Source organism: Roseateles koreensis (assembly GCF_028595305.1).
Taxonomy (GTDB): domain Bacteria; phylum Pseudomonadota; class Gammaproteobacteria; order Burkholderiales; family Burkholderiaceae_C; genus Paucibacter_A; species Paucibacter_A koreensis.
The window spans coordinates 131,073-149,749 of record NZ_JAQQXS010000010.1 but is presented as its reverse complement, the minus strand read 5'-3'; the positions used below and the strand labels follow the sequence as shown (position 1 = coordinate 149,749).

The window sequence follows — 18,677 nt, the reverse complement described above, 5'->3', positions numbered from 1 at the left end:
CTGGTTGCGATGTCGTGATTTTCATGACCTTGTCCCATATTTAGAGGGCACGGCGCAATACGAATTTGTCGTTATTCCCCATGTTTCTCAAGGTCAACCTTGGTAGAACGAATGAGCCGCATTTGGAGGACAAAGGATGCGCTGAAAATATCAGCACAGTTCGTGACGGCGAGTTGAGTTGTTCTGACCCCAACCGATTGGGCAGGTCACCCCTGCGAGGGCTGGCATGGCATGGAGCTTGCTCTTATCCGTGGGAGATTTGTTTCCCACTGATTGGAGTCACGCCATGTCCCATCCTTTGAATGTCGCAAGCGCAAGCGCAAGTGCAAACGCGAATCGGCCGGCCTTGGCGTCGCCTGCGGATTCTCCAGAGATGTCCATCATCAATCTCGCTGCACGGCAACGCATGCTGTCGCAGCGGTTGGTGTTGTTGATCTTGCTGGCGGCGCAGGGGCAGGTTGAAAAGGCCGAGGCGGCTGAGTCGACGCTGCGCTTGTTCACCGACAGCCAAGCGAGCATCCTGCGGGTGCTGCGAGACAAAGGCATGCCGGCCACTGACACGCAACTGATGCAGGACGTTTACTTGGGGCCCGCAGGGGTGAGCGAGGTGGTGACGGGGTTCATTACCGATTGCCGCCGGGCCTTGGATCTATGCAAAGGCGGTGGGGTGGCGGATCGTGCGGATGCGCTTGAATGTGTCGTTAGCCGCATTGATGTGGTGCTTGCTGCACTCAATCGGGCCACGCAGGCGCTGGATCAAATCAACACGCGCAATGAGGCCACCTTGGTGCGCCAGATTGGTGAGATCGTGGAGGAGATCCGGCTGGTTGCGCGTGAGGCCAAGGTGGTGTCCTTCAACGCTCAGGTGATTGCGGCGCGGGCGGGTGTGGTGGGGCGCGAGTTTTCTGTTGTGGCGGGCACTTTGTCGCGCATCAGTGGCGAGGTGGATAAACTCGCGCACAAGGGGCTCAGTCTGGTCAAAGGCTGATGCAGCGCATGGGCCCTGGCGACAAGACAATCCATCGCTCGTGTGAAACGCCCCATGAGCCCGTCAAGGAGTCAAGGCATGTCCAGCGGAACGGTTCAATTGCATCGCGTGTTGAAGGCCAAGCCGGAGAAGGTGTATCGCGCTTTTTTGGAAGCCGGCGCCCTGGCCAAGTGGCTGCCGCCTTACGGCTTTGTCTGCACAGTTCATCAACTGGATGCGCAAGTGGGCGGTAGGTTCAAGATGTCGTTCGAGAATTTTTTGACCGGCACCCAGCATGGCTTTGGCGGCGAGTACCTGGAACTGATTCCAGGTGAGTTGATCCGTTATACCGACAAGTTTGATGACCCCAATCTGCCGGGTGTCATCCAGGTCAGGATTGAATGCAAGCCGGTGTTGTGTGGAACTGAGCTTCGCATCGAGCAGTCCGGCTTGCCACAGACCATTCCGCTTGAGATGTGCTATCTCGGGTGGCAGGAGTCGCTGGCGCAGCTGGCGAACTTGGTCGAGCCCGAAATTCCGGGCTGACTGCAACGCTGCAGCGCTAGCTGAACGGATCAGCTCAGTTCGGCGCCACCACTCTCGTCATTGCGCGGAATGACCTGGGGTGCGGTGCGGGGCCGGCGCAATGCGGGCTTGGCCTGCAATTCGACGTAGAAGGCGGTAGCGCCGCCTTGCACCAATTCGTTGATGGCGAGATTGATCTCTGCTGGATGCGTGTTCTTGGCGTCGTCGGGCGTGAGGCCGATGCGGCAATCGAAGTCCCAGATGTCGGCACCCTTGGGCAGGGGTTTGCCTTGCTCGCGTTTGATGTACTTGCGGATTTCGTACTTGATGGCTTCAAGCAAGCGCTCAGGGTGCTTGCCCTCGACGCGCAGGGAGTAGGTCTTTTTCAAAGCGGGCTTTCAGTATGTAAGCCTGAATTGTCCACGCATTGGCAGTCCGCCGGGTGAAATGGCGCTTGTCGGCTGCTCATTCCCACCCAGCGGGGCCCCCGAGGACGCTTAAACGCTGGGCCAAAAGCCCGGCTCGATGTCCATGCGGGCGTACCAGTCTGAGGGAAGGTTGCCTGCCCAGCTGTGGTTGTGGTGGGGCAACAGGCGCTTTTTGGCGAAGGTCATGCGGGTATCTGCCAGAGACAGCAGGCCGCGAGCGGACCAGTTGCCGCCCGTCGGGCTGGCTGCAACACCCAGTGAAATGGTCAAGGGCGTCGGGCTGGCCAAAGATGAAAGCTCAAGGGCCACGGCTTCACGCAAGGACTCGGCGCTGGCGAGCGCTGCGGTGATGTCTTGGCCCGGCAGCACGGCCACAAAGCTGTCGGCGCCTAAATGCGCCAAGCTTGCACCTGCGGGCAGTTGGGTTTGTAGAAACTTGGCCAGGCTCAGCAAGGCGGCTTCGGCCTGCGCCAAGCCTTGATCGTCTTGGTAGTCCTTGAAATGGTCCACGTCAAGGGTCAGCACGGCCAGTGCTTGCGACTGGGCGATGGCTTGCGCCGCCGCCTGATCCAGCAGGCCCTGCAGGGCACTGCGATCCAGCAATCCACTCAGTTCAATCTTCTCGGCTACGAGCTTGGGCATTGAGGTCTCCGTTGTGAGAGTTGCGTCCCCATAGTATGCGACTTGCCAGCCCCGGCCCGGCCGTCAAGGCCGCCTTTTTCAGGCACTTTGCGGGATCAAGCTTGATGCATCGCATGAAACCTGGACGACCGTACGTGTTGGGTGCCTCGCACAGCCGCCCGTTCAGCGGCTGTGCGAGGTCAACCTCGACAGGGGCGACGCCAGGCTGACACCCAGCGCCGCACGCCGGGCACCCGTGGTGCCACCTGCGCTGCCTTGCAATTCTTGGTCATCCAGGGCTTGTTGAGGTGCACGCGTCAACAAATCACCGCTCTCGGGCTTGCGTCGCATGGCCACGCCGACCACCAGAATGTCGATGATCAGCAGGTGCAGGATGCGGCTGATCATAGGCAGGTGCGAGGCCACGTCTTCCACGTGGTCGACGATCAGGGCCGCGTCGGCATTTCTGGCCAGCGGGGACTGGCCGGCCGTGATAGCCACCACATAGGCGCCGCGCTGTTGCGCCTTTTCGGCCACCCCCAGCAATTCGCTGAGCTGGCCGCCGCTGCTGATGATGACCACCACATCGCGCGGCTTGAGCACGTTGACGGCCAGCGCCTGTAGCCGCGTGTCGGTGTACGCCGTGGCCGACATGCCAAAGCGCAAGAATTTGAACTGCGCATCCTGCGCCACCACGCCGTAATGCCCGACCGCGTAGAACTCGATATGGCCGGCGCCCAGCAGCAGGTCGATGGCGCGGTCAATCATCTCCCGGTTCAGTTGGTTGCGCACCTGCAGGATGGCCGAGGCGGTATTGCCCAGTACCTTGGCACCCAGTTCGTCCATTGAATCTTCAAGATTCACCTGCGTGTGGGTGAGCGGCACCGTGCCGGTGAGGCCCGAGGCCAGCCGCAGTTTGAAATCAGACAAACCCTCGCAGCCCATTGAGCGGCAGAAGCGGATTACCGTCGGCTGGCTGACCTGGGCGGCCCGGGCGATCTCCACGATGGGGGCGCTGAGCACGGTACGCGGACGCGCCAGCACATGTTTCGCCACCCGCAGTTCGGCCGGTGAAAGCTCCGTGCAAGCGCGCCGGATCTGACCGAGGATGGCCGAGCCGGGCGAAGCCTCCAATGTCTGCAATTGCGACTTCAGGATGGCCGAGGCCCCCTTGAAGGTGGCGTGCTCGGCGGTGATGACGAAGGTCGGAATGGCCGCCACATAGGCGCTGAATCGCCCCTTGTCCTCGAAGCGGGTGCGGAATAGCGATTGATCAAAATATGCACCCAGCCGCGGCACGATGTCGCCCCCGATATAGACACCGCCCAGGGCGCCCAGGGTGACGGCCAGGTTCGACGCGGCGGTGCCGAGCAGGGCGCAGAACACGTCTAGCGTCTCGATGCAGAGCGGCTCCTTGCGGTCGAGGGCGCGCTGGGTGATTTCAGGGGCTTGCAGGTCTTCGGCCGTTTGATGGTGGAATTCGGCCAGGGCGCGGTAGATCAATTCGAGGCCGGGGCCGGAAACCAAGCGCTCGAAGGACACATGTTCGAACTGCTTCCAGGCGTGGCGCAGGATGGCAATTTCGCGTTCATCACGGGGTGAAAAATGGGTGTGGCCGCCTTCCGTGCCCAGGGCAATCCAGCCTTCGGTCGCAGGAATCAAGCCCGACACGCCCAGGCCCGACCCGCAGCCCAGCAGGCCAATCACGCTGGGCATGCGCGCCTCGCCGCCGCCAATCTGCCGCACATCGCCCGGACCCAGGGTAGGCAGCGCCATCGCCAGCGCGGTGAAGTCGTTCACCACCACCAGCGTTTCAAGTTCCAGGCGCTGGCGCATCTCTTCAATGGAGAAATGCCAGTGGCAGTTGGTCATGCGCACCTGATCGCCTTCAACCGGATTGGCGATGGCGATGGCCGCATGCAGGATGTTGTGCCCCCCCTCGGGTCGATTGGCGCCCGAGCCCTGTAGATAGGCGTTGACCGCCGCATGGAAATCGGCATAGTCTGCACAGCGCAGCGAGGTAATCTGGCTGAAGTGGCCAGGGGCGGACTCCCGTGCGAAACGGGCCTCGCTGCCGTCAATGGCGGCAATCAAACGAGGGCTGTCAAAGCTGGGCTGACGCGACATGTCGATGTGGTGCAGTCCAAGGGCTGCATGAAATAAGCGATGAGCAAAGCCGGGCGGCGCGACGCATTATGCGGTCCTGCCGGCTGGCATGGCAGCTTGCACCGAGACGAATAGCACCCATCTTGACTTGTCCATGAAACGACCAAAAATTGTATCTGAACTACAAATGCGGAACCGATTTGTTGAAAATCTAAACACTGATCCGATCAGGTGTGTGAGATGAGCTGCCAATTTTCGTTCTATTTCATGGCTGACTGCATTTGTGAATAAAATGTAGTTTTACTACTTTTAGTGAGCAACGACGTGCGAGTTCACCTCCGCCTGACATTTTGTTCGCCCAGTCTGTTTGGAGCGCTTGTGCTTGCCCCCAATCGTCGCTTCGGAGCTTCGCAATGAGTGCGGGCTACCCCTGCTTGGTCGCGGACATAGGTGGAACGAATGCGCGTTTCGGTTGGGTCACGGCGCCGGGTTCACCCGTGCAGCATGTGGCCGTGTTGCCGGTACGCGATCACGTAGGGCCGGCTGCCGCAGTGACCAGTTATTTGGCGCACTTGGCTCAAAGAGGGGATTGGGGCGGTTTGTCGGGTGCCCATCCCTTCGTGCCGCGTTCTGCCGCCTTTGCCGTGGCCACTGCGGTGGAGGGGGATCACGTGATGCTGACCAATAGCCATTGGAGTTTTTCACAACAACAACTGCGACGCGATCTGGGTTTGGACTTGTTGTTGGTTCTGAATGATTTTGAGGCTTTGGCCCTGTCCTTGCCGCGCCTGAACCTTGCCCAACTGCGTTTTTGGGAGGGCTCCCAGGTGTCGGATGCCGTGACTTCGCAAAGGGGCATGTGTACCCTGGCGGTGATCGGGCCAGGCACCGGACTTGGTGTGGCGGGAGTGACGCGAATTGATCGGACTTGGGCGGCCTTGCCCAGTGAAGGTGGGCACGCCACGGTTGCGCCGGCGGATGACTTTGAGAGCGAAATTTTGAACGAGGCCCGGCGGCAATTTCCACATGTTTCCGCCGAGCGCTTGTTGTCCGGCATTGGTCTTCCTGTGCTGCATGCGGCGGTTGCTGCGGTCAAGAAACAGCCTACGGCAGGCTTGAGCTCCGAGATGATTGTGGCGCGCGGACTGAGTGGTGAGGACTCGATTTGTGCCCAAACCCTCGATACTTTTTGCGCCTTGTTGGGCAGTTTTGCCGGCAATGTAGCGCTGATTATGGGGGCCCGCGCGGGGGTGTATATCGGTGGCGGCATCGTGCCGCGCTTGGGTGAGCGATTTTTCTCCTCGCAATTCCGGGAGCGTTTTGAGGCCAAGGGGCGTTTTCGCAGCTACCTGGCGCCAATTCCCACCGCGCTGGTCACGGATACCTTGGCGGCGTTGACCGGTGCGGCGCTGGCCATTGAGCAGCACCGGGCGTGAGGTGCCGCCTGGCGCGGGTGTTCGTATTACCCTGAGTTGGCTTCAGGGGTGTTGACTTTCGGCACACCGGGTTGATTGGGCGTTAGCGATAAGATTGATTGATCACCCTCCGGCCTGCCCGAGCAGGAGTTGTCATGGTTGCGCGCGCCTTGCTGCTGTTGTGGTCTGTGCTGTCCCTTGTGTTGCTGGGCGGCTGTGCTGGTGTTCCTGCCGAGTCGGCCGCGCCTGTCAGCAAGCGCTTTTTTCACGACGAGTTGTTCAAGCCGCTGGACCAGCCCGTTAGTGCCGAGCAGGTATTTGCGCTGAGCCCGGCGATGCAGCACTATCTGGCGGTAGAAATCGCGCCGCAGCTGCGCGACAAAGGGCGCCGAAAAGGGCTGTTGGACGCGCTGTACCTCAAGAGCGAATTGCAGCTGGAGTATGACGCCAGCTACACCCGCAATGCGGCCGAGGCCTTTGCTGCCAAGCGCGGCAATTGCCTGTCGCTGGTGATCATGACGGCGGCACTGGCCCAGCAGTTGAACATTCCTTTGCGCTATCAAAGCGTTTACGTGGACGAGTTCTGGACGCGCAGCGGCGGCGCTTATGTGCTCAGCGGTCATGTCAACGTAAGCCTGGGCAAACGATTGAGCGACTACCGTCAGATACTTGGTGAGCCGGATGTGCTGACCGTCGATTTTCTGCCCCCGGAAGATCGCCGCTTTCAGCGCACGCAGCTGCTGGGTGAGCAAACCATTGTGGCCATGTACATGAACAATCGGGCGGCCGAGAACTTGCTGGACGGGCGTCAGGACACTGCGTATTGGTGGGCGCGGGAGGCGTTGGTGCAAGACCCCAAGATGCTGTCTGCATACAACACCTTGGCGGTGATCTACCGGCGCAGTGGTCATTCTGCCGAGGCCGAATGGCCACTGCGCCATGTGCTGTCGCAGGAGCCCGCCAACTTGCAGGCGCTGTCCAATCTGTCGCTGATCTTGAGCGACCTTGGTCAAGTTGCCGAGAGTGAGCAGATGGCTGCGCGCGTCAAGGAGTTGCAGCCTTATCCTCCGTACCGTTATTTCGATCTGGGCATCCTCGCCATGCATGCGGCGGATTTCAAGGCGGCCAAATCGTATTTCGAGCAGGAGATTGCGCGCTCAGCATATGTGGCCGAATTTCATTTTTGGGCCGCTTTGGCCAACTTCGGTCTGGGCGATGTGGCTGCGGCCCGCGAGCAGATGGCGCTGGCGCTGGAGAACAGCAATTCACCCAAGGAAAAGGCGACCTACTCGGCCAAACTGAATTGGCTGAATGCGCAGCGTGTCCGCGTGCATTGAACGTTATGAAAGTGATGGGGTTCAGCCCGGCAAGGGGGCTAAACCGTGGCGGGCGCGGGCCCGGGCGCAGGCCTCGTCGCCGATGCCCATGGGCGCACGCAAGCCGAATTCACGGCAAGGGGCCGGACGCCACTCGTAGATGCCGCAAGACGCCTTGCTGCCAACATGGCCGGTCAGCGCCGCGCATCGCGGCTGCAGGTGGTCGGTGCCCCGCATGCGGGCCAGGCTACCGTTCAGCTCGACGCTCAAGCCATCCGGAACGCAGCCGCCTTCGCTTTGCAACTCCTGGCGAGCGAAGTCGACCCGAAAGCTGGCGCAGCAGGCGCCACATTGGGTGCAGGGATTGGCGTTTTCAGTCATGAGGGCTCAGTTAGATGTTGCGGGCTCGCGCACTACGGTCACGCTGCAGTCGGATTGGGTCACCACTTGGGCCGAGACGCTGCCCAAGTAACGCCTTAGCGCCGAGGCACCTCGTGCGCCCATGACGATGTGGTCGGCGCCGTTCTTGGCAGCGAAATCGATGATGGCGGTGGCTGCGTCGGGGGCTTCCAGCACATGAAAAGTCAGCCGCCCGTCTTCGAGTGCCAGTGCCTTGCTGATCGGCCGGGCCCAATGCTTGAGCGCAATCAGCTGCTTGACGTGCAGGCTTTTGCCTTCTTTGTCGGTCAACTCGTCCATGCCGATGCGCGCGGTTTTCATCACGCTGACGCAGGCCAGGCGGGCGCCAGGTTCGGTCTGCACGATGCGGCGCACGGTTTCACGCAGTTGTTCGAGCAGGGCGGCCGTGGCGTGCTCGATGTCGACAGCGGCCATGATGATGGGGCTGCGAGAGACTTGGCTGCTAGGGCTGACTTGAATGCTGGGTTCCGCACCCAGGGCAAAGAACCAGCGCTTGAGCGTCTTCACGCTGTTGCTGGTGTGCATGCGTTCGGCGCGCTTGGTCAGCACGACGCCATCGGGTTGCTGCAAGTCCAGCGCCAGTTGGGCGGCACTTTGGTAGCGGCGCTCGGGTTTGACTTCCAGGCAGCGCAGCACCACCTCCTGGAACCATGCGGGCAGATCGGCATTGATGGCGCGGGGTGGAACGGGCTCGATATAAAGCCGGCGCCGCAGGCCGCGCACGGAGTTGGGCTGTCCGAAGGGGCGCTCACCGGTGGCGAGGTGGTAGAGCATCACGCCAAGGGCGAACAGATCGCTGCGAGGGTCGTTGCGGATGAATTGCACCTGTTCGGGCGACATATAAGGGCCGGTGCCCATCGGCAGGGAGAATTCTTCTTCCAACAGATCGGGCAAGTGCTCGTGGCGCGACAGGCCGAAATCGACCAGTACCGCTTCGCAATTGGCGAGCAAGCCGCCGTTGACGTTGCTGGCGCTGAGCGGGCGCCCATCGCTGGACTTGAGTGGGCGCAGCAAGATGTTGCTGGGCTTGATGTCCAGGTGCACCACGTGCTGACGGTGCAGGTCTTGCAGCGCGGTGCAGACCAGGATACCGATCTGCACCACCTCATCCAACGAGAGCGGCGCTTCGTCGAGGCGCGGGCGCAGCGATTGGCCTTCAACCCGCTCCATCACGATGTAGGCCTGGCGTGTCCAATCGCCTCGCGCCACGTAGCGCGGCACGTGGCGCCCCTTGAGTGCGGGCATCAGCATCTGCTCGACCTCGAAGCCGACGATGGTGGCGGGGTCTTCGCCACCCTTGATGCGGGGCACTTTCATCATCAGCGGAAAGGTCTCACCGGGCAGCGGCTCCAGGCGCGTGACGCTCCACAAATTGGCCATGCCACCTTGGTGCAGGCGCTCTTCGAGGCGAAAGCCGTCCAGAACCAAACCGGGTTCCAGGCTGCTGATGGGGGGGAGTTGGCTGATGGGGCCGGCCTTGCTGTCGGGCATGGGTCTTGTCTCCCTGACTCTCAATCGGACTGACGTTGTTGGGATTTGACAGGTCTTCTCGCTTATTGCCCCTGGCTCAGGCGCTGAGCCAATCGTTCGGGTAGGCCGGCGGCCCGGATGCGCTGGGCCGCAGCTTCAATATCGTAGGGTACGCGCTGGAAGCTCAGCTCGCTGCTGACGCTGTCGAAGATGGCGTAGCAAGCCGCTGGGTTGCCGTCTCGTGGCTGGCCGCAAGAGCCCGGCACCACCAGCCATTGGCGATTGGGCAGCAGCGGAATGGGGGTGCCCGGCGCGGGCGTGAATTCACCCGCCTTGCCCGTGCCGGAGAGGTGGTAGAGCATGGGCTCGTGCATGTGGCCGCAGAAGGTGTAGCGGCACTCGGTGGCTTGCAGGCTGCGCATGGCTTCCATGCGGCCCTGAATGTATTCCCAGCCAGAGGGGGCGTAGGCGTTGGCGTGCACGTACAGGCGGTCGTCCCGGATGACGCTCATGGGCAGTTGGGCCAGCCAGTCGCGTTGTTCGGCGCTCAGTTGCGCGTGGGTCCAGGCCACTGCCTCGCGGGCTTCTTCATGCATGGTGGGCGCAGCGCCCTTGATGGCAGCTTGGTCGTGGTTGCCCATTACGGCGATGGCACCTGCGTCCACCAAGGCGCGTACCCGGTCCACCACCCAAGCCGGGTCCCCGCCATAGCCGACAAAATCACCCAGCAGGGCGTAATCGCCCACGCCTTGGCCTTGGGCATGCTCCAACACCGCAGTGAAGGCTTCACGGTTGGCATGCAGGTCGGAAATCAACGCAATTTTCATGCGCCAAGCATGCCATGAAACCCTGACGGCGGGCTGATGGTGGGCTGCCCGTCGCTGGCATGACTTCACTTGGCTGCGCCAAGTGAGCGGCCCCCGAACGGTCTGCACGCCCTGGTGGGCGTCTGTCTCGGCCTTCAGCCGATCCGGCCGAGCAAAAGGTACTCCATGAGTGCCTTTTGCACGTGCATGCGATTCTGGTGGCTGCCTGTCACTGGCGTGACTTCACTTGGCTGTGCCAAGTGAGCGGCCCCCGAACGGTCTGCACGCCCTGGCGGGTGTCTGTCTCGGCCTTCAGCCGATCCGGCCGAGCAAAAGGTACTCCATGAGTGCCTTTTGCACGTGCATGCGATTCTGGTGGCTGCCCGTCACTGGCGTGACTTCACTTGGCTGCGCCAAGTGAGCGGCCCCCGAACGGTCTGCGCGCCCTGGTGGGCGTCTGTCTCGGCCTTCAGCCGATCCGGCCGAGCAAAAGGTACTCCATGAGTGCCTTTTGCACGTGCATGCGATTCTCTGCTTCGTCCCAGACGACGGATTGGGGGCCGTCGATGACTTCGGCGGTGACTTCTTCGCCGCGGTGGGCGGGCAGGCAGTGCATGAAGAGGGCGTCGGGTTTGGCGACGTTCATCATCTCTGCGTCCACGCACCAGTCGGCAAAGGCTTTGCGGCGGGCGTCGTTTTCGGCCTCGTAGCCCATGCTGGTCCACACGTCCGTGGTGACGAGGTCAGCGCCGCGACAGGCGTCCACGGGGTTGTTGAAGACCTTGTAGCAGTCGCTGTTCGTGATGCCCGCCACTTCTGCATTGACTTCGTAGCCACTAGGCGTGCTGACGTGGACGGTGAAGCCCAGAATCTCGGCGGCCTGCAGCCAGGTGTTGGCCATGTTGTTGCCATCACCCACCCAAGCAACTACGCGGCCTTTGAGGCAGTCCACGTCCACGATGCCGCGGCGGTTCATGCCATGGGCTTCGATGAAGGTGAACAAGTCGGCGAGGATCTGGCAGGGGTGGAACTCGTTGGTCAGGCCGTTGATAACGGGCACGCGCGAGTGTGCCGCGAAGCGCTCGATCTTGGTCTGCTCGAAGGTGCGGATCATCACGATGTCGACCATGCGGCTAATCACCCGAGCGCTGTCTTCGATGGGCTCGGCGCGACCCAGTTGGCTGTCGCCCGTGGTCAGGTGCACCACCGAGCCGCCCATCTGGTACATGCCCGCCTCAAAGCTGACCCGCGTGCGGGTGCTGGCTTTTTCGAAGATCATGGCCAGGGTGCGGTCCGCCAGGGGCTGGTAGCGCTCGTAGTTCTTGAAGCGGCGCTTGATGATGGCAACGCGTTCGAACAGGTGGGCGTACTCTTCGGCCCGCAGGTCTTTGAATTGCAGGTAATGGCGAATCAGCTTGGCTCCGGGCTTCATGGCTGGCCCCCTTCGGCGTCGGACAAAAAGGCCTTGATCAAAGGACACAGGATGGCGGCAATCTGTGCAGCTTCATCGCTGCTCAGGATCAGCGCGGGCACCAGGCGAACGACGCGTTCGGCGGTCACGCTGATCATCAGGCCTGCCTCGGCTGCGCGGGCAAGCAGGGCGCCGCAGGGGCGGTCCAACTCAATGCCCAGCATCAGGCCTTGGCCGCGCACTTCCACCACGCCAGCCACGTTTGCCAAGCCCTGCTGAAGGGCGGCTTTCAACTCGGCGCCGACTTGGGCTGCGTTGGCCATCAAGTCGTCTTCAACCATGATTTTCAGCGTTTCAACGCCGGCTCGCATGGCCAGTGGATTGCCGCCGAAGGTGGTGCCATGGTTGCCGGGCTGCATGACTTTGGCCGCGCGTGGGCCGCAGACCACCGCGCCAATCGGCACGCCGGAACCCAGGCCCTTGGCTAGCGGCATGACATCGGGTTGAATGCCCGCCCATTGGTGTGCAAACCACTTGCCAGTGCGGCCAATGCCGCACTGCACTTCGTCCAGCATCAACAAGATGTCGTGCGCGTCGGCAACCCGACGCAGCGCTTGCAGAAATTCAATGCGCGCCGGGTTGACGCCGCCTTCACCCTGGATGGTTTCCAGGAAGATGGCGGTGATGTCGGGGTGGGCTTTGAGTGCTGCTTCAACCGCGTTGATATCGTTCAGCGGCACCCGCACGAATCCGCCCACCAGGGGGCCGAAACCCGCATGGATCTTGGGGTTGGCCGTGGCAGACAGCGTGGCGATGGAGCGGCCGTGGAAGGCGCCTTCAAACACCAGCACCTCGGGGTTATGGTTGCCTCGGTCGTGGCCGTATTTGCGGGCGATCTTCAGCGCGGCTTCATTGGCCTCCAGGCCGCTGTTGCAGAAAAAGGCAACGTCCAATCCCGACAACTCGCACAGCTTGGCGGCGAGTTGCTCCTGCAGGGGGACGTGGTAGTAGTTGCTGCAATGCATCATTCGCGCAACCTGCTCCTGCAGGGCTGGCACCAAGCGCGGGTGGGCGTGGCCCAGCGTGTTGACCGCAATGCCACCAAGCCCGTCAAGGTATCGTCGGCCGTTCACGTCCCAGACCCAGCAGCCTTGACCATGCGACAAGGCAATGGGCAGGCGGCCATAGGTTTGCATGACATGAGGTTCGGACGGTGCGGCGACGGGCGCGTTCATCAGCTCTCCAAAATTGAGAAGGTGAAAAAGGGTGGATAGCTCGGGCGGTGGCGGTTTGCCGCAGCCTGTTTTTCGGGGGCAGGCGATGCCTGAGGGGTCCGGAGCTGGGTTGATTCTACGGTGCAGCTTTGCACGGTCGCGGTGGCAATGCACATGCTTGCATGCACTTTGCGCATGGCGCGTGCTGCAATGCAACACATCCAAGGCACAATACGGGCCGTCGCCGAATCTGCTGCAAAACAGAGGTTCTCGCGGCAGCCGAGTCTTTTGCAGTAGCCGCCACACCCATGAGTCAGCCCCTGAAGCCGATTGAAAAACCGAAAGAAGTCTTCATCCAAGGCCTGACTGCGGATGGCCGGACATTTCGCCCCAGTGATTGGGCTGAGCGTCTGGCAGGGGCGATGTCTTGTTTCCGCCCGGGCGGCGCGCGCGGCGGCATTGGCGACTACATCGGTTATTCACCCTTGTGTGTGCCCCGAGTCATCAACGGCGTGAAGTGCGTGATCGTGAATGAAGAGCTGAAAAAGTTGGAGCCCATGGCTTGGGACTTTGTCATGAACTTCGCACGCGACAACAATCTGCAAGTGGCCGAGGCTTGCCTGCTGCCGGACGCGCCCTCGACGCCCTGAAAATTCTTGCAGTTCTTGCCGTAGGGATACCGCGTTAGTTGCGCGTCAAAATCAATGTGGCCGTGCCCTGCGTGCAAGCCACAGCGCGACCAGCTCTCCCAAGCCTAACAATAAATCTCGCCAGACAATCCAGGATTGCGGATGACGCGGCGATGAATTCTTTTTGAAATTGGGCATGAGGTGGGATGGTGCGTGAACCAATCCGCGCAGACTAAGCATTAGCTGTGACATTTCTGTGTCAGGCGCTGGGGTAAGTGCGCAACGGTTGCGCTCTCGATTGAGGCTATGCTTCCGCCCGGCTTGACCCTGTGTGGGAGCCAGACACCCACTGGAGAGCCCTGCGCGTGAGCCCCGTCGCTGAATTGCCCGAACTGAAGGCACTGGATCGCTTGTGTGAGCAAGGCGCCCCGTATTTGCAGCGCCACCACCTGTGTGACGTGCAGGCAGGCGGGCGTGAACTGCCCGTGGTGGCGGTCACCCTGGGCAATCCGAGTCCGGCGGTGCCGGCGGTCGGTTTCTTTGGCGGCGTGCATGGCCTAGAGCGCATCGGGGCGGAATTGGTGATGGCGTTTCTTGCCAGCCTGGTGTCTCGCCTGCGCTGGGATAGCAGTTTGCATCGGTTGCTTGAGTCCTTGCGGATCGTTGTCATGCCTCTGGTCAATCCGGGCGGGTTGCTGCGGGGCACCCGGGCCAATCCGCGTGGCGTTGACTTGATGCGCAATGCGCCGCTTGAATCAGCGGGTAGCGTGCCGCCTTTGCTGGGTGGGCAGCGTCTCAGCGCCAGCCTGCCTTGGTACCGGGGCGAGGCGGGGGCGCCCATGGAGGCTGAGAGCCAGGCCTTGTGCGATTGCGTGCAGCGGGAGTTGCTCTCGCATGCGCATGTGTTGACCCTGGACTGCCATTCGGGTTTTGGCTTGAGTGACCGCATCTGGTTTCCATTTGCGCACACGGCCAAGCCGATTGAGCATCTCGCCGAGATGCACGCGCTGTGTGAAATTCTCGATCAAACCCATGCCCAGCATGCCTATGTGTTTGAGCCGCAGAGCCGCCAGTATCTGACCCACGGCGATCTGTGGGATTTCCTTTATACGCAGGCCTGTACGCAGCCGGGGCGGGTGATGCTGCCCCTGACATTGGAGATGGGGTCTTGGCTTTGGGTGAAGAAGAATCCGCGCCAATTGTTTTCCAAACACGGCATGTTCAATCCCTTGATCGCTCACCGCCAACAGCGGGTCTTGCGGCGTCATGTGGCCTGGATGGACTTCATCATGCGTGCAGCAGCCGGGATGCCCCGGTGGCTGCCCCTGCCGGCGCAACGGGCAGATCACGAGGCGCGCGCCATGCTGCGCTGGTACCGGCGGGAGTCGGTGCAATGAGTGGAAATCAGGCGTTAGCAGCCCCCACCTGGGTCTTGTTGCGCGGGTTGGCGCGTGAGAGTGGGCATTGGGGGGCATTCCCTCAATTGCTGATGCGGCAGATTCATACCGAACAGCCGCAGGCTCAGCTGCTGATGCTGGATTTGCCAGGCAATGGCACTTTGTATCGGATGAACAGCCCGACGCGTGTGTCAGCCATGGTCGATTTTTGCCGTGCGGAGTTGAAGCGCCGGGGCGTGCAGGGGCCCGTTCATCTGCTCGCCATGTCGCTTGGCGCAATGGTGGTCAGCGACTGGTTGAGCCGGTTCCCGCAGGAGGTGAGTGCCGGGGTGTTGATCAACACCAGCTTCAGGCCCTTCAGCCCGTTTTACCGGCGCCTGCGCCCGCTCAATTACTTGACGTTTTTCCTGCTCAGCCTGACGCGTTTGAGCGCGCGTCAACGTGAGGCCAAGGTGCTGGACATGACGACCCGGCTTCAGGCTCGGCCCGAAATGGTCCTGGATGAATGGGTGGCGCTGCGCAGCCTGCACCCGGTGGGGTTGGGAAATACGGCACGCCAACTGTGGGCGGCCTCGCGTTTCAAGGCCGAGGTGTCGCGTCCGGAATCACCGGTCTTGTTGCTGTGCAGCAAAACGGATGGCCTGGTGGATTGGCGCTGCTCTCAGGCGATCAGCCGTGCCTGGGGTGCGCCCTTGCGTCTGCACGCGCAGGCCGGGCATGACTTGCCTCTGGATGATGGCGCGTGGGTGGCGCACACTGTGGCCGATTGGCTGAAGATGCGTCGGATGAATGGCTTGGGCGAGGGCCGATGGGATTGAAGGGCCAAGCCGAGAGGTCTGAGCGGTTATCAAGAAAAAGGCCCGCTGGATTTGCATCCAGCGAGCCCTTGTCCATTGCACCAGTACTGGTATTTAGGCGGCCAGAGCCTTGATCTTCGCCGACAGGCGGCTCTTATGGCGAGCAGCCTTGTTCTTGTGGAAGATGCCCTTGTCAGCCACCGAGTCGATCACGCTTTGGGCGCTTGCGAACAGTTCAGCAGCCTTGGCCTTGTCGCCAGCGACGACAGCCTTTTGCACGTTCTTGATGACCGTGCGGAATTTGGAACGCAAAGCCGTGTTGGCTGCGTTGATCTTGATGTCCTGGCGGGCGCGCTTGAGGCCGGATGCCGAACGGACTGTCTTCTTAACTTTGGAGCTAGTTGCCATGCTGTGATTCTACCCAGTTGGTGCAAAGACCGCGAGTGTAGCACTTAAATGTTGGCTCATCAAGGTTTGGGTCGCAATGTTACTGTTTTGGCCTCAATTTTGTCTTGTGCGACCCTGATAATGCTGCGCCCCTTGCGCCTATTGGCGTTTGGCGAACTTGCGTTCAAACCCCACGAACTTCGGCCTAAATGATCTGCCCATGAATTTGTTGCGCACTGCTTCCTTGATTTCCGCATTGACCCTGGCGTCGCGCATCACCGGTTTGGTCAGAGAACAGATGACGGCGGCCTTGTTCGGAGCGTCAATTTATTCCGACGCTTTTCTGGTGGCCTTCCGGATTCCTAACATGCTGCGCCGCTTGTTTGCCGAAGGCGCATTCTCCCAAGCCTTTGTCCCTTTGCTGGCGGCGACGCGGGCCAAAGATGGTGAGGCGGTGACCCATGCGTTGATTGATGCCGTGGCTACCGTGCTGCTGTGGGCCTTGTTGGCCACCTGCATCGTGGGCGTGCTGGGGGCGCCCTTGCTGGTGTGGTTGCTGGGGTCGGGCATGCCAACTGAGGGCCGGGAGGCCTCCGTGGTGATGACGCGCTGGATGTTCCCTTACATCGGTTGCATGTCCTTGGTGGCCCTGTCTGCTGGCATCTTGAATACTTGGGGGCGCTTTCTGGTGCCAGCCGCGACGCCGGTGTTGTTGAATCTTTCCATGATCGGCCTCGGCTATGGCTTGGCGCCGGTGATGGCGCGGCATGGTTTTCCGTCGATCTACGCGCTGGCTCTGGGTGTGGTGCTGGGGGGGGGCTTGCAGATGGCGGTCCAGTTGCCGGCCTTGAAGCGCATCGGCGTCGTGCCCCAGTTCGGTCTGACCCTGCGCAAGCTGCGTCAGGCGGTGACCCATCCGGGCGTAGGCGCAGTGTTGAAGAAAATGGGCCCCGCCTTGGTTGGGGTGGGTGTGGCGCAGTTGTCGCTGGTCATCAATACGCAGATCTCCAGCCACATCGCGGTGGGAGCCACCTCATGGCTCAATTACGCCGATCGCTTGATGGAGTTTCCAATGGCCTTGCTGGGTGTCGCCCTGGGTGCGCTGCTCACGCCGCAATTGTCCGCCGCGCAAGCGGTGGGGGATCGTGCCCGGTATTCGGGCATGCTGGATTGGGGCTTGCGCTTGGTCTTGGTCTTCGGCCTGCCTTGCGCGGTGGCCTTGGTGGTGTTTGCAGATCCCTTGGTGGCCGTGCTGTATCACCGCCGCGCCTTTCATGCGGTGGACGTTGCGCAAACCGGGCAAGCAGTGATGGGTTGGGGCGTGGGTCTGATGGGGCTGCTGGCCGTCAAAGTGCTGGCGCCGGGCTTTTATGCCCGACAGGATATGCGCACACCGGTGCGCATCGCCGTGGGCGTCTTGATCTTGACGCAGCTGTTCAATCTGGTGCTGGTGCCGTGGGTGGGGGTGGCTGGCTTGGCTTTGTCGATCGGCCTGGGTGCCATCGTCAATGCGCTGTGGTTGTTGCGCGGCCTGCGCAAGCTGGGTAGTTATTCGCCCGAGGCGGGGTGGTGGGGGCTGACGGGTAAAGTGCTCGTCGCCAGCGCGGCTATGGGCGGTTTGCAATACCTGTTGGCCCAGCGGGTGGACTGGATTGCCCTGGGCAAGACCGAGGGCCTTCGGGCGTTGTGGATGGCGGGCAGCCTGGGAGCTTCGGCCGTGATCTATTTCGCCGTGCTGGCCGTGTTCGGCCTGCGCTTGCGGCAATTCATGCGGCGCGCTTGAGTCTGTGTGTTTTCGGCGTTTGGGGTGTTTGCTGTAACGACGCACTGCGCCAAGCTTGGTTCAAACCCCTCTAAACTTCGATCATGCCGCACCATTTGCGCCTGCACACGCCGTCACCCTTGGAGTATTTCAGCAGCCTGGTTGCCGAGGATGCGGGGCTGAACCTGCTTGAGGCTGCCATCGCGATTGCGCAGGACGAAGTGCCGACGCTGGACGTGCAGGCGGCATTGGCTGAAATCGACGCCATGGCGCAGCGTTTGCGCGCGCGCTTGCCGTCCGACGCTTCGGCCCGGCACAAGTTGCAGATGTTGAATCGCTATTTCTATGAAGAATTGGGCTTCGGCGGCAACATCAACAACTATTACGAGAGCGGCAACAGCTTTGTTCATCACGTGCTGGCGACCCGTCGCGGCATTCCGATCACGCTGGCCCTGATCTTCAATGAACTCGCGACTCAAATTGGTTTGCGTGTTCAGGGCTTGGCGTTTCCGGGGCATTTTCTGATCAAGCTGCTTTTAGGTAACGGTGAACTTGTGCTGGACCCCTTTACCGGTAAAACTTTGTCGCGCAACCGGCTTGACGAGTTTTTGCAGGCTTTTCGGCAAAGCTCGGGTTTGACGGGCGCAGTTGATCTGCCGGTTGAGTTGTTTATGCAAGCTGCCGAGCCGCGGGAAATCTTGGCTCGCATGCTGCGTAATTTGAAAGAAATTCATCGCGCGGCAGACGACTTGCCGCGCATGCTGGCCGTGCAGCAGCGCCTGGTGGTGCTTCTGCCAAATTCCGCAGCCGAACGCCGCGACCGTGGCCTGGTGCTTGAAGCCCTGGGGCACTGGCAGGCGGCGGCGGAAGATTTGGACTTTTATCTGCAGCATGAACCGCAGGCACAAGACCGTTTGCGCCTGAAGCAGCGACTGGCGCAACTGCAGGCGCGTGGAGCGCCGCCTTTGCATTGACCCTTTGCGCACTAGAATCGCCGCCGCCGGGG

18 protein-coding genes are annotated in these 18,677 nt (G+C 61.4%); 9 read left to right on the top strand and 9 right to left on the bottom strand.

Annotation, left to right across the window (positions count from 1 at the left end):
* The first annotated feature begins 286 nt into the window (after positions 1-286).
* Both PRZ01_RS12705 and PRZ01_RS12700 read left to right on the top strand, forming a co-directional pair.
* Positions 287-988 carry a type IV pili methyl-accepting chemotaxis transducer N-terminal domain-containing protein gene (locus tag PRZ01_RS12705; protein ID WP_273597166.1) on the top strand — a complete coding sequence of 234 codons (702 nt, stop codon included), beginning with the start codon at positions 287-289 and terminating at the stop codon, positions 986-988.
* Positions 989-1,066: 78 nt separating this feature from the next.
* The gene (locus PRZ01_RS12700) at positions 1,067-1,513 is read left to right on the top strand and encodes an SRPBCC family protein (RefSeq protein ID WP_273597165.1); all 447 of its coding nucleotides are present in this window, start codon (positions 1,067-1,069) and stop codon (positions 1,511-1,513) included.
* Between the two features lie 29 nt (positions 1,514-1,542).
* Here PRZ01_RS12700 and PRZ01_RS12695 read toward each other — a convergent pair whose 3' ends face one another.
* The 3 genes from PRZ01_RS12695 to PRZ01_RS12685 all read right to left on the bottom strand — a co-directional run bounded on the left by PRZ01_RS12695 (position 1,543) and on the right by PRZ01_RS12685 (position 4,668).
* Positions 1,543-1,881, bottom strand: a complete 339-nt coding sequence (locus tag PRZ01_RS12695; RefSeq protein ID WP_273597164.1) for a DUF6172 family protein — start codon at positions 1,879-1,881, stop codon at positions 1,543-1,545.
* 108 nt (positions 1,882-1,989) lie between these two features.
* Positions 1,990-2,562, bottom strand: coding sequence for a GGDEF domain-containing protein (locus tag PRZ01_RS12690; protein ID WP_273597163.1), 573 nt, complete (start codon positions 2,560-2,562; stop codon positions 1,990-1,992).
* Positions 2,563-2,724: 162 nt separating this feature from the next.
* Positions 2,725-4,668: a glucokinase gene (locus PRZ01_RS12685; protein ID WP_273597162.1), complete on the bottom strand. Its 1,944-nt coding sequence runs from the start codon at positions 4,666-4,668 to the stop codon at positions 2,725-2,727.
* Positions 4,669-5,060: 392 nt separating this feature from the next.
* Here PRZ01_RS12685 and glk point away from each other — a divergent pair, with 392 nt between their 5' ends.
* The gene (gene glk / locus PRZ01_RS12680; RefSeq protein ID WP_273597161.1) at positions 5,061-6,083 is read left to right on the top strand and encodes a glucokinase; all 1,023 of its coding nucleotides are present in this window, start codon (positions 5,061-5,063) and stop codon (positions 6,081-6,083) included.
* Between the two features lie 134 nt (positions 6,084-6,217).
* On the top strand, positions 6,218-7,399 hold the full coding sequence (locus PRZ01_RS12675) for a tetratricopeptide repeat protein (protein ID WP_273597160.1): 1,182 nt from the start codon (positions 6,218-6,220) through the stop codon (positions 7,397-7,399).
* Positions 7,400-7,420: 21 nt separating this feature from the next.
* Here the strand turns inward: PRZ01_RS12675 and PRZ01_RS12670 are convergent, their stop codons facing one another.
* The 5 genes from PRZ01_RS12670 to PRZ01_RS12650 form a co-directional block, all read right to left on the bottom strand.
* Entirely contained in the window at positions 7,421-7,759 is a 339-nt protein-coding gene (locus tag PRZ01_RS12670) for a YkgJ family cysteine cluster protein (protein WP_273597159.1), read from the bottom strand.
* Between the two features lie 6 nt (positions 7,760-7,765).
* The gene (locus PRZ01_RS12665) at positions 7,766-9,289 is read right to left on the bottom strand and encodes a serine/threonine protein kinase (RefSeq protein WP_273597158.1); all 1,524 of its coding nucleotides are present in this window, start codon (positions 9,287-9,289) and stop codon (positions 7,766-7,768) included.
* Between the two features lie 62 nt (positions 9,290-9,351).
* Entirely contained in the window at positions 9,352-10,095 is a 744-nt protein-coding gene (locus PRZ01_RS12660) for a metallophosphoesterase family protein (protein ID WP_273597157.1), read from the bottom strand.
* A gap of 448 nt (positions 10,096-10,543) precedes the next feature.
* Entirely contained in the window at positions 10,544-11,506 is a 963-nt protein-coding gene (gene argF, locus PRZ01_RS12655) for an ornithine carbamoyltransferase (protein WP_273597156.1), read from the bottom strand.
* Positions 11,503-12,720 (bottom strand): aspartate aminotransferase family protein, encoded by a 1,218-nt coding sequence (locus PRZ01_RS12650; protein ID WP_273597155.1) that lies wholly within the window; start codon positions 12,718-12,720, stop codon positions 11,503-11,505. Before PRZ01_RS12650 ends, argF begins: the two co-directional genes overlap by 4 nt.
* A gap of 287 nt (positions 12,721-13,007) precedes the next feature.
* Here PRZ01_RS12650 and PRZ01_RS12645 point away from each other — a divergent pair, with 287 nt between their 5' ends.
* The 3 genes from PRZ01_RS12645 (at position 13,008) to PRZ01_RS12635 (ending at position 15,543) form a co-directional block, all read left to right on the top strand.
* Entirely contained in the window at positions 13,008-13,349 is a 342-nt protein-coding gene (locus PRZ01_RS12645; protein ID WP_273597154.1) for a DUF3579 domain-containing protein, read from the top strand.
* A 344-nt stretch (positions 13,350-13,693) separates the two neighbouring features.
* A complete protein-coding gene (locus tag PRZ01_RS12640) occupies positions 13,694-14,725 on the top strand; it encodes a M14 family zinc carboxypeptidase (RefSeq protein ID WP_273597153.1) in 1,032 nt (343 codons plus the stop codon).
* Positions 14,722-15,543 carry an alpha/beta fold hydrolase gene (locus PRZ01_RS12635; protein ID WP_273597152.1) on the top strand — a complete coding sequence of 274 codons (822 nt, stop codon included), beginning with the start codon at positions 14,722-14,724 and terminating at the stop codon, positions 15,541-15,543. The genes PRZ01_RS12640 and PRZ01_RS12635 overlap by 4 nt, the downstream gene beginning before the upstream one ends.
* Positions 15,544-15,636: 93 nt before the next feature.
* Here PRZ01_RS12635 and rpsT read toward each other — a convergent pair whose 3' ends face one another.
* A complete protein-coding gene (gene rpsT, locus PRZ01_RS12630; protein ID WP_273597151.1) occupies positions 15,637-15,930 on the bottom strand; it encodes a 30S ribosomal protein S20 in 294 nt (97 codons plus the stop codon).
* A 199-nt stretch (positions 15,931-16,129) separates the two neighbouring features.
* Here rpsT and murJ point away from each other — a divergent pair, with 199 nt between their 5' ends.
* Both murJ and PRZ01_RS12620 read left to right on the top strand, forming a co-directional pair.
* Positions 16,130-17,692, top strand: coding sequence for a murein biosynthesis integral membrane protein MurJ (gene murJ, locus PRZ01_RS12625; protein WP_273597150.1), 1,563 nt, complete (start codon positions 16,130-16,132; stop codon positions 17,690-17,692).
* Between the two features lie 83 nt (positions 17,693-17,775).
* Positions 17,776-18,645 (top strand): SirB1 family protein, encoded by an 870-nt coding sequence (locus PRZ01_RS12620; protein WP_273597149.1) that lies wholly within the window; start codon positions 17,776-17,778, stop codon positions 18,643-18,645.
* The last annotated feature ends 32 nt before the right edge of the window (positions 18,646-18,677 follow it).

Bases quoted from the DNA above. Each gene is read 5' to 3' on its own strand.
- PRZ01_RS12660 (WP_273597157.1), bottom strand. From the start codon at position 10,095: ATGAAAATTGCGTTGATTTCCGACCTGCATGCCAACCGTGAAGCCTTC.
- rpsT (WP_273597151.1), bottom strand. From the start codon at position 15,930: ATGGCAACTAGCTCCAAAGTTAAGAAGACAGTCCGTTCGGCATCCGGC.
- PRZ01_RS12635 (WP_273597152.1), top strand. From the start codon at position 14,722: ATGAGTGGAAATCAGGCGTTAGCAGCCCCCACCTGGGTCTTGTTGCGC.
- PRZ01_RS12650 (WP_273597155.1), bottom strand. From the start codon at position 12,720: ATGAACGCGCCCGTCGCCGCACCGTCCGAACCTCATGTCATGCAAACC.
- PRZ01_RS12700 (WP_273597165.1), top strand. From the start codon at position 1,067: ATGTCCAGCGGAACGGTTCAATTGCATCGCGTGTTGAAGGCCAAGCCG.
- PRZ01_RS12675 (WP_273597160.1), top strand. From the start codon at position 6,218: ATGGTTGCGCGCGCCTTGCTGCTGTTGTGGTCTGTGCTGTCCCTTGTG.
- PRZ01_RS12705 (WP_273597166.1), top strand. From the start codon at position 287: ATGTCCCATCCTTTGAATGTCGCAAGCGCAAGCGCAAGTGCAAACGCG.
- argF (WP_273597156.1), bottom strand. From the start codon at position 11,506: ATGAAGCCCGGAGCCAAGCTGATTCGCCATTACCTGCAATTCAAAGAC.
- PRZ01_RS12665 (WP_273597158.1), bottom strand. From the start codon at position 9,289: ATGCCCGACAGCAAGGCCGGCCCCATCAGCCAACTCCCCCCCATCAGC.
- murJ (WP_273597150.1), top strand. From the start codon at position 16,130: ATGAATTTGTTGCGCACTGCTTCCTTGATTTCCGCATTGACCCTGGCG.
- PRZ01_RS12670 (WP_273597159.1), bottom strand. From the start codon at position 7,759: ATGACTGAAAACGCCAATCCCTGCACCCAATGTGGCGCCTGCTGCGCC.
- PRZ01_RS12620 (WP_273597149.1), top strand. From the start codon at position 17,776: ATGCCGCACCATTTGCGCCTGCACACGCCGTCACCCTTGGAGTATTTC.
- glk (WP_273597161.1), top strand. From the start codon at position 5,061: ATGAGTGCGGGCTACCCCTGCTTGGTCGCGGACATAGGTGGAACGAAT.
- PRZ01_RS12645 (WP_273597154.1), top strand. From the start codon at position 13,008: ATGAGTCAGCCCCTGAAGCCGATTGAAAAACCGAAAGAAGTCTTCATC.
- PRZ01_RS12690 (WP_273597163.1), bottom strand. From the start codon at position 2,562: ATGCCCAAGCTCGTAGCCGAGAAGATTGAACTGAGTGGATTGCTGGAT.
- PRZ01_RS12685 (WP_273597162.1), bottom strand. From the start codon at position 4,668: ATGTCGCGTCAGCCCAGCTTTGACAGCCCTCGTTTGATTGCCGCCATT.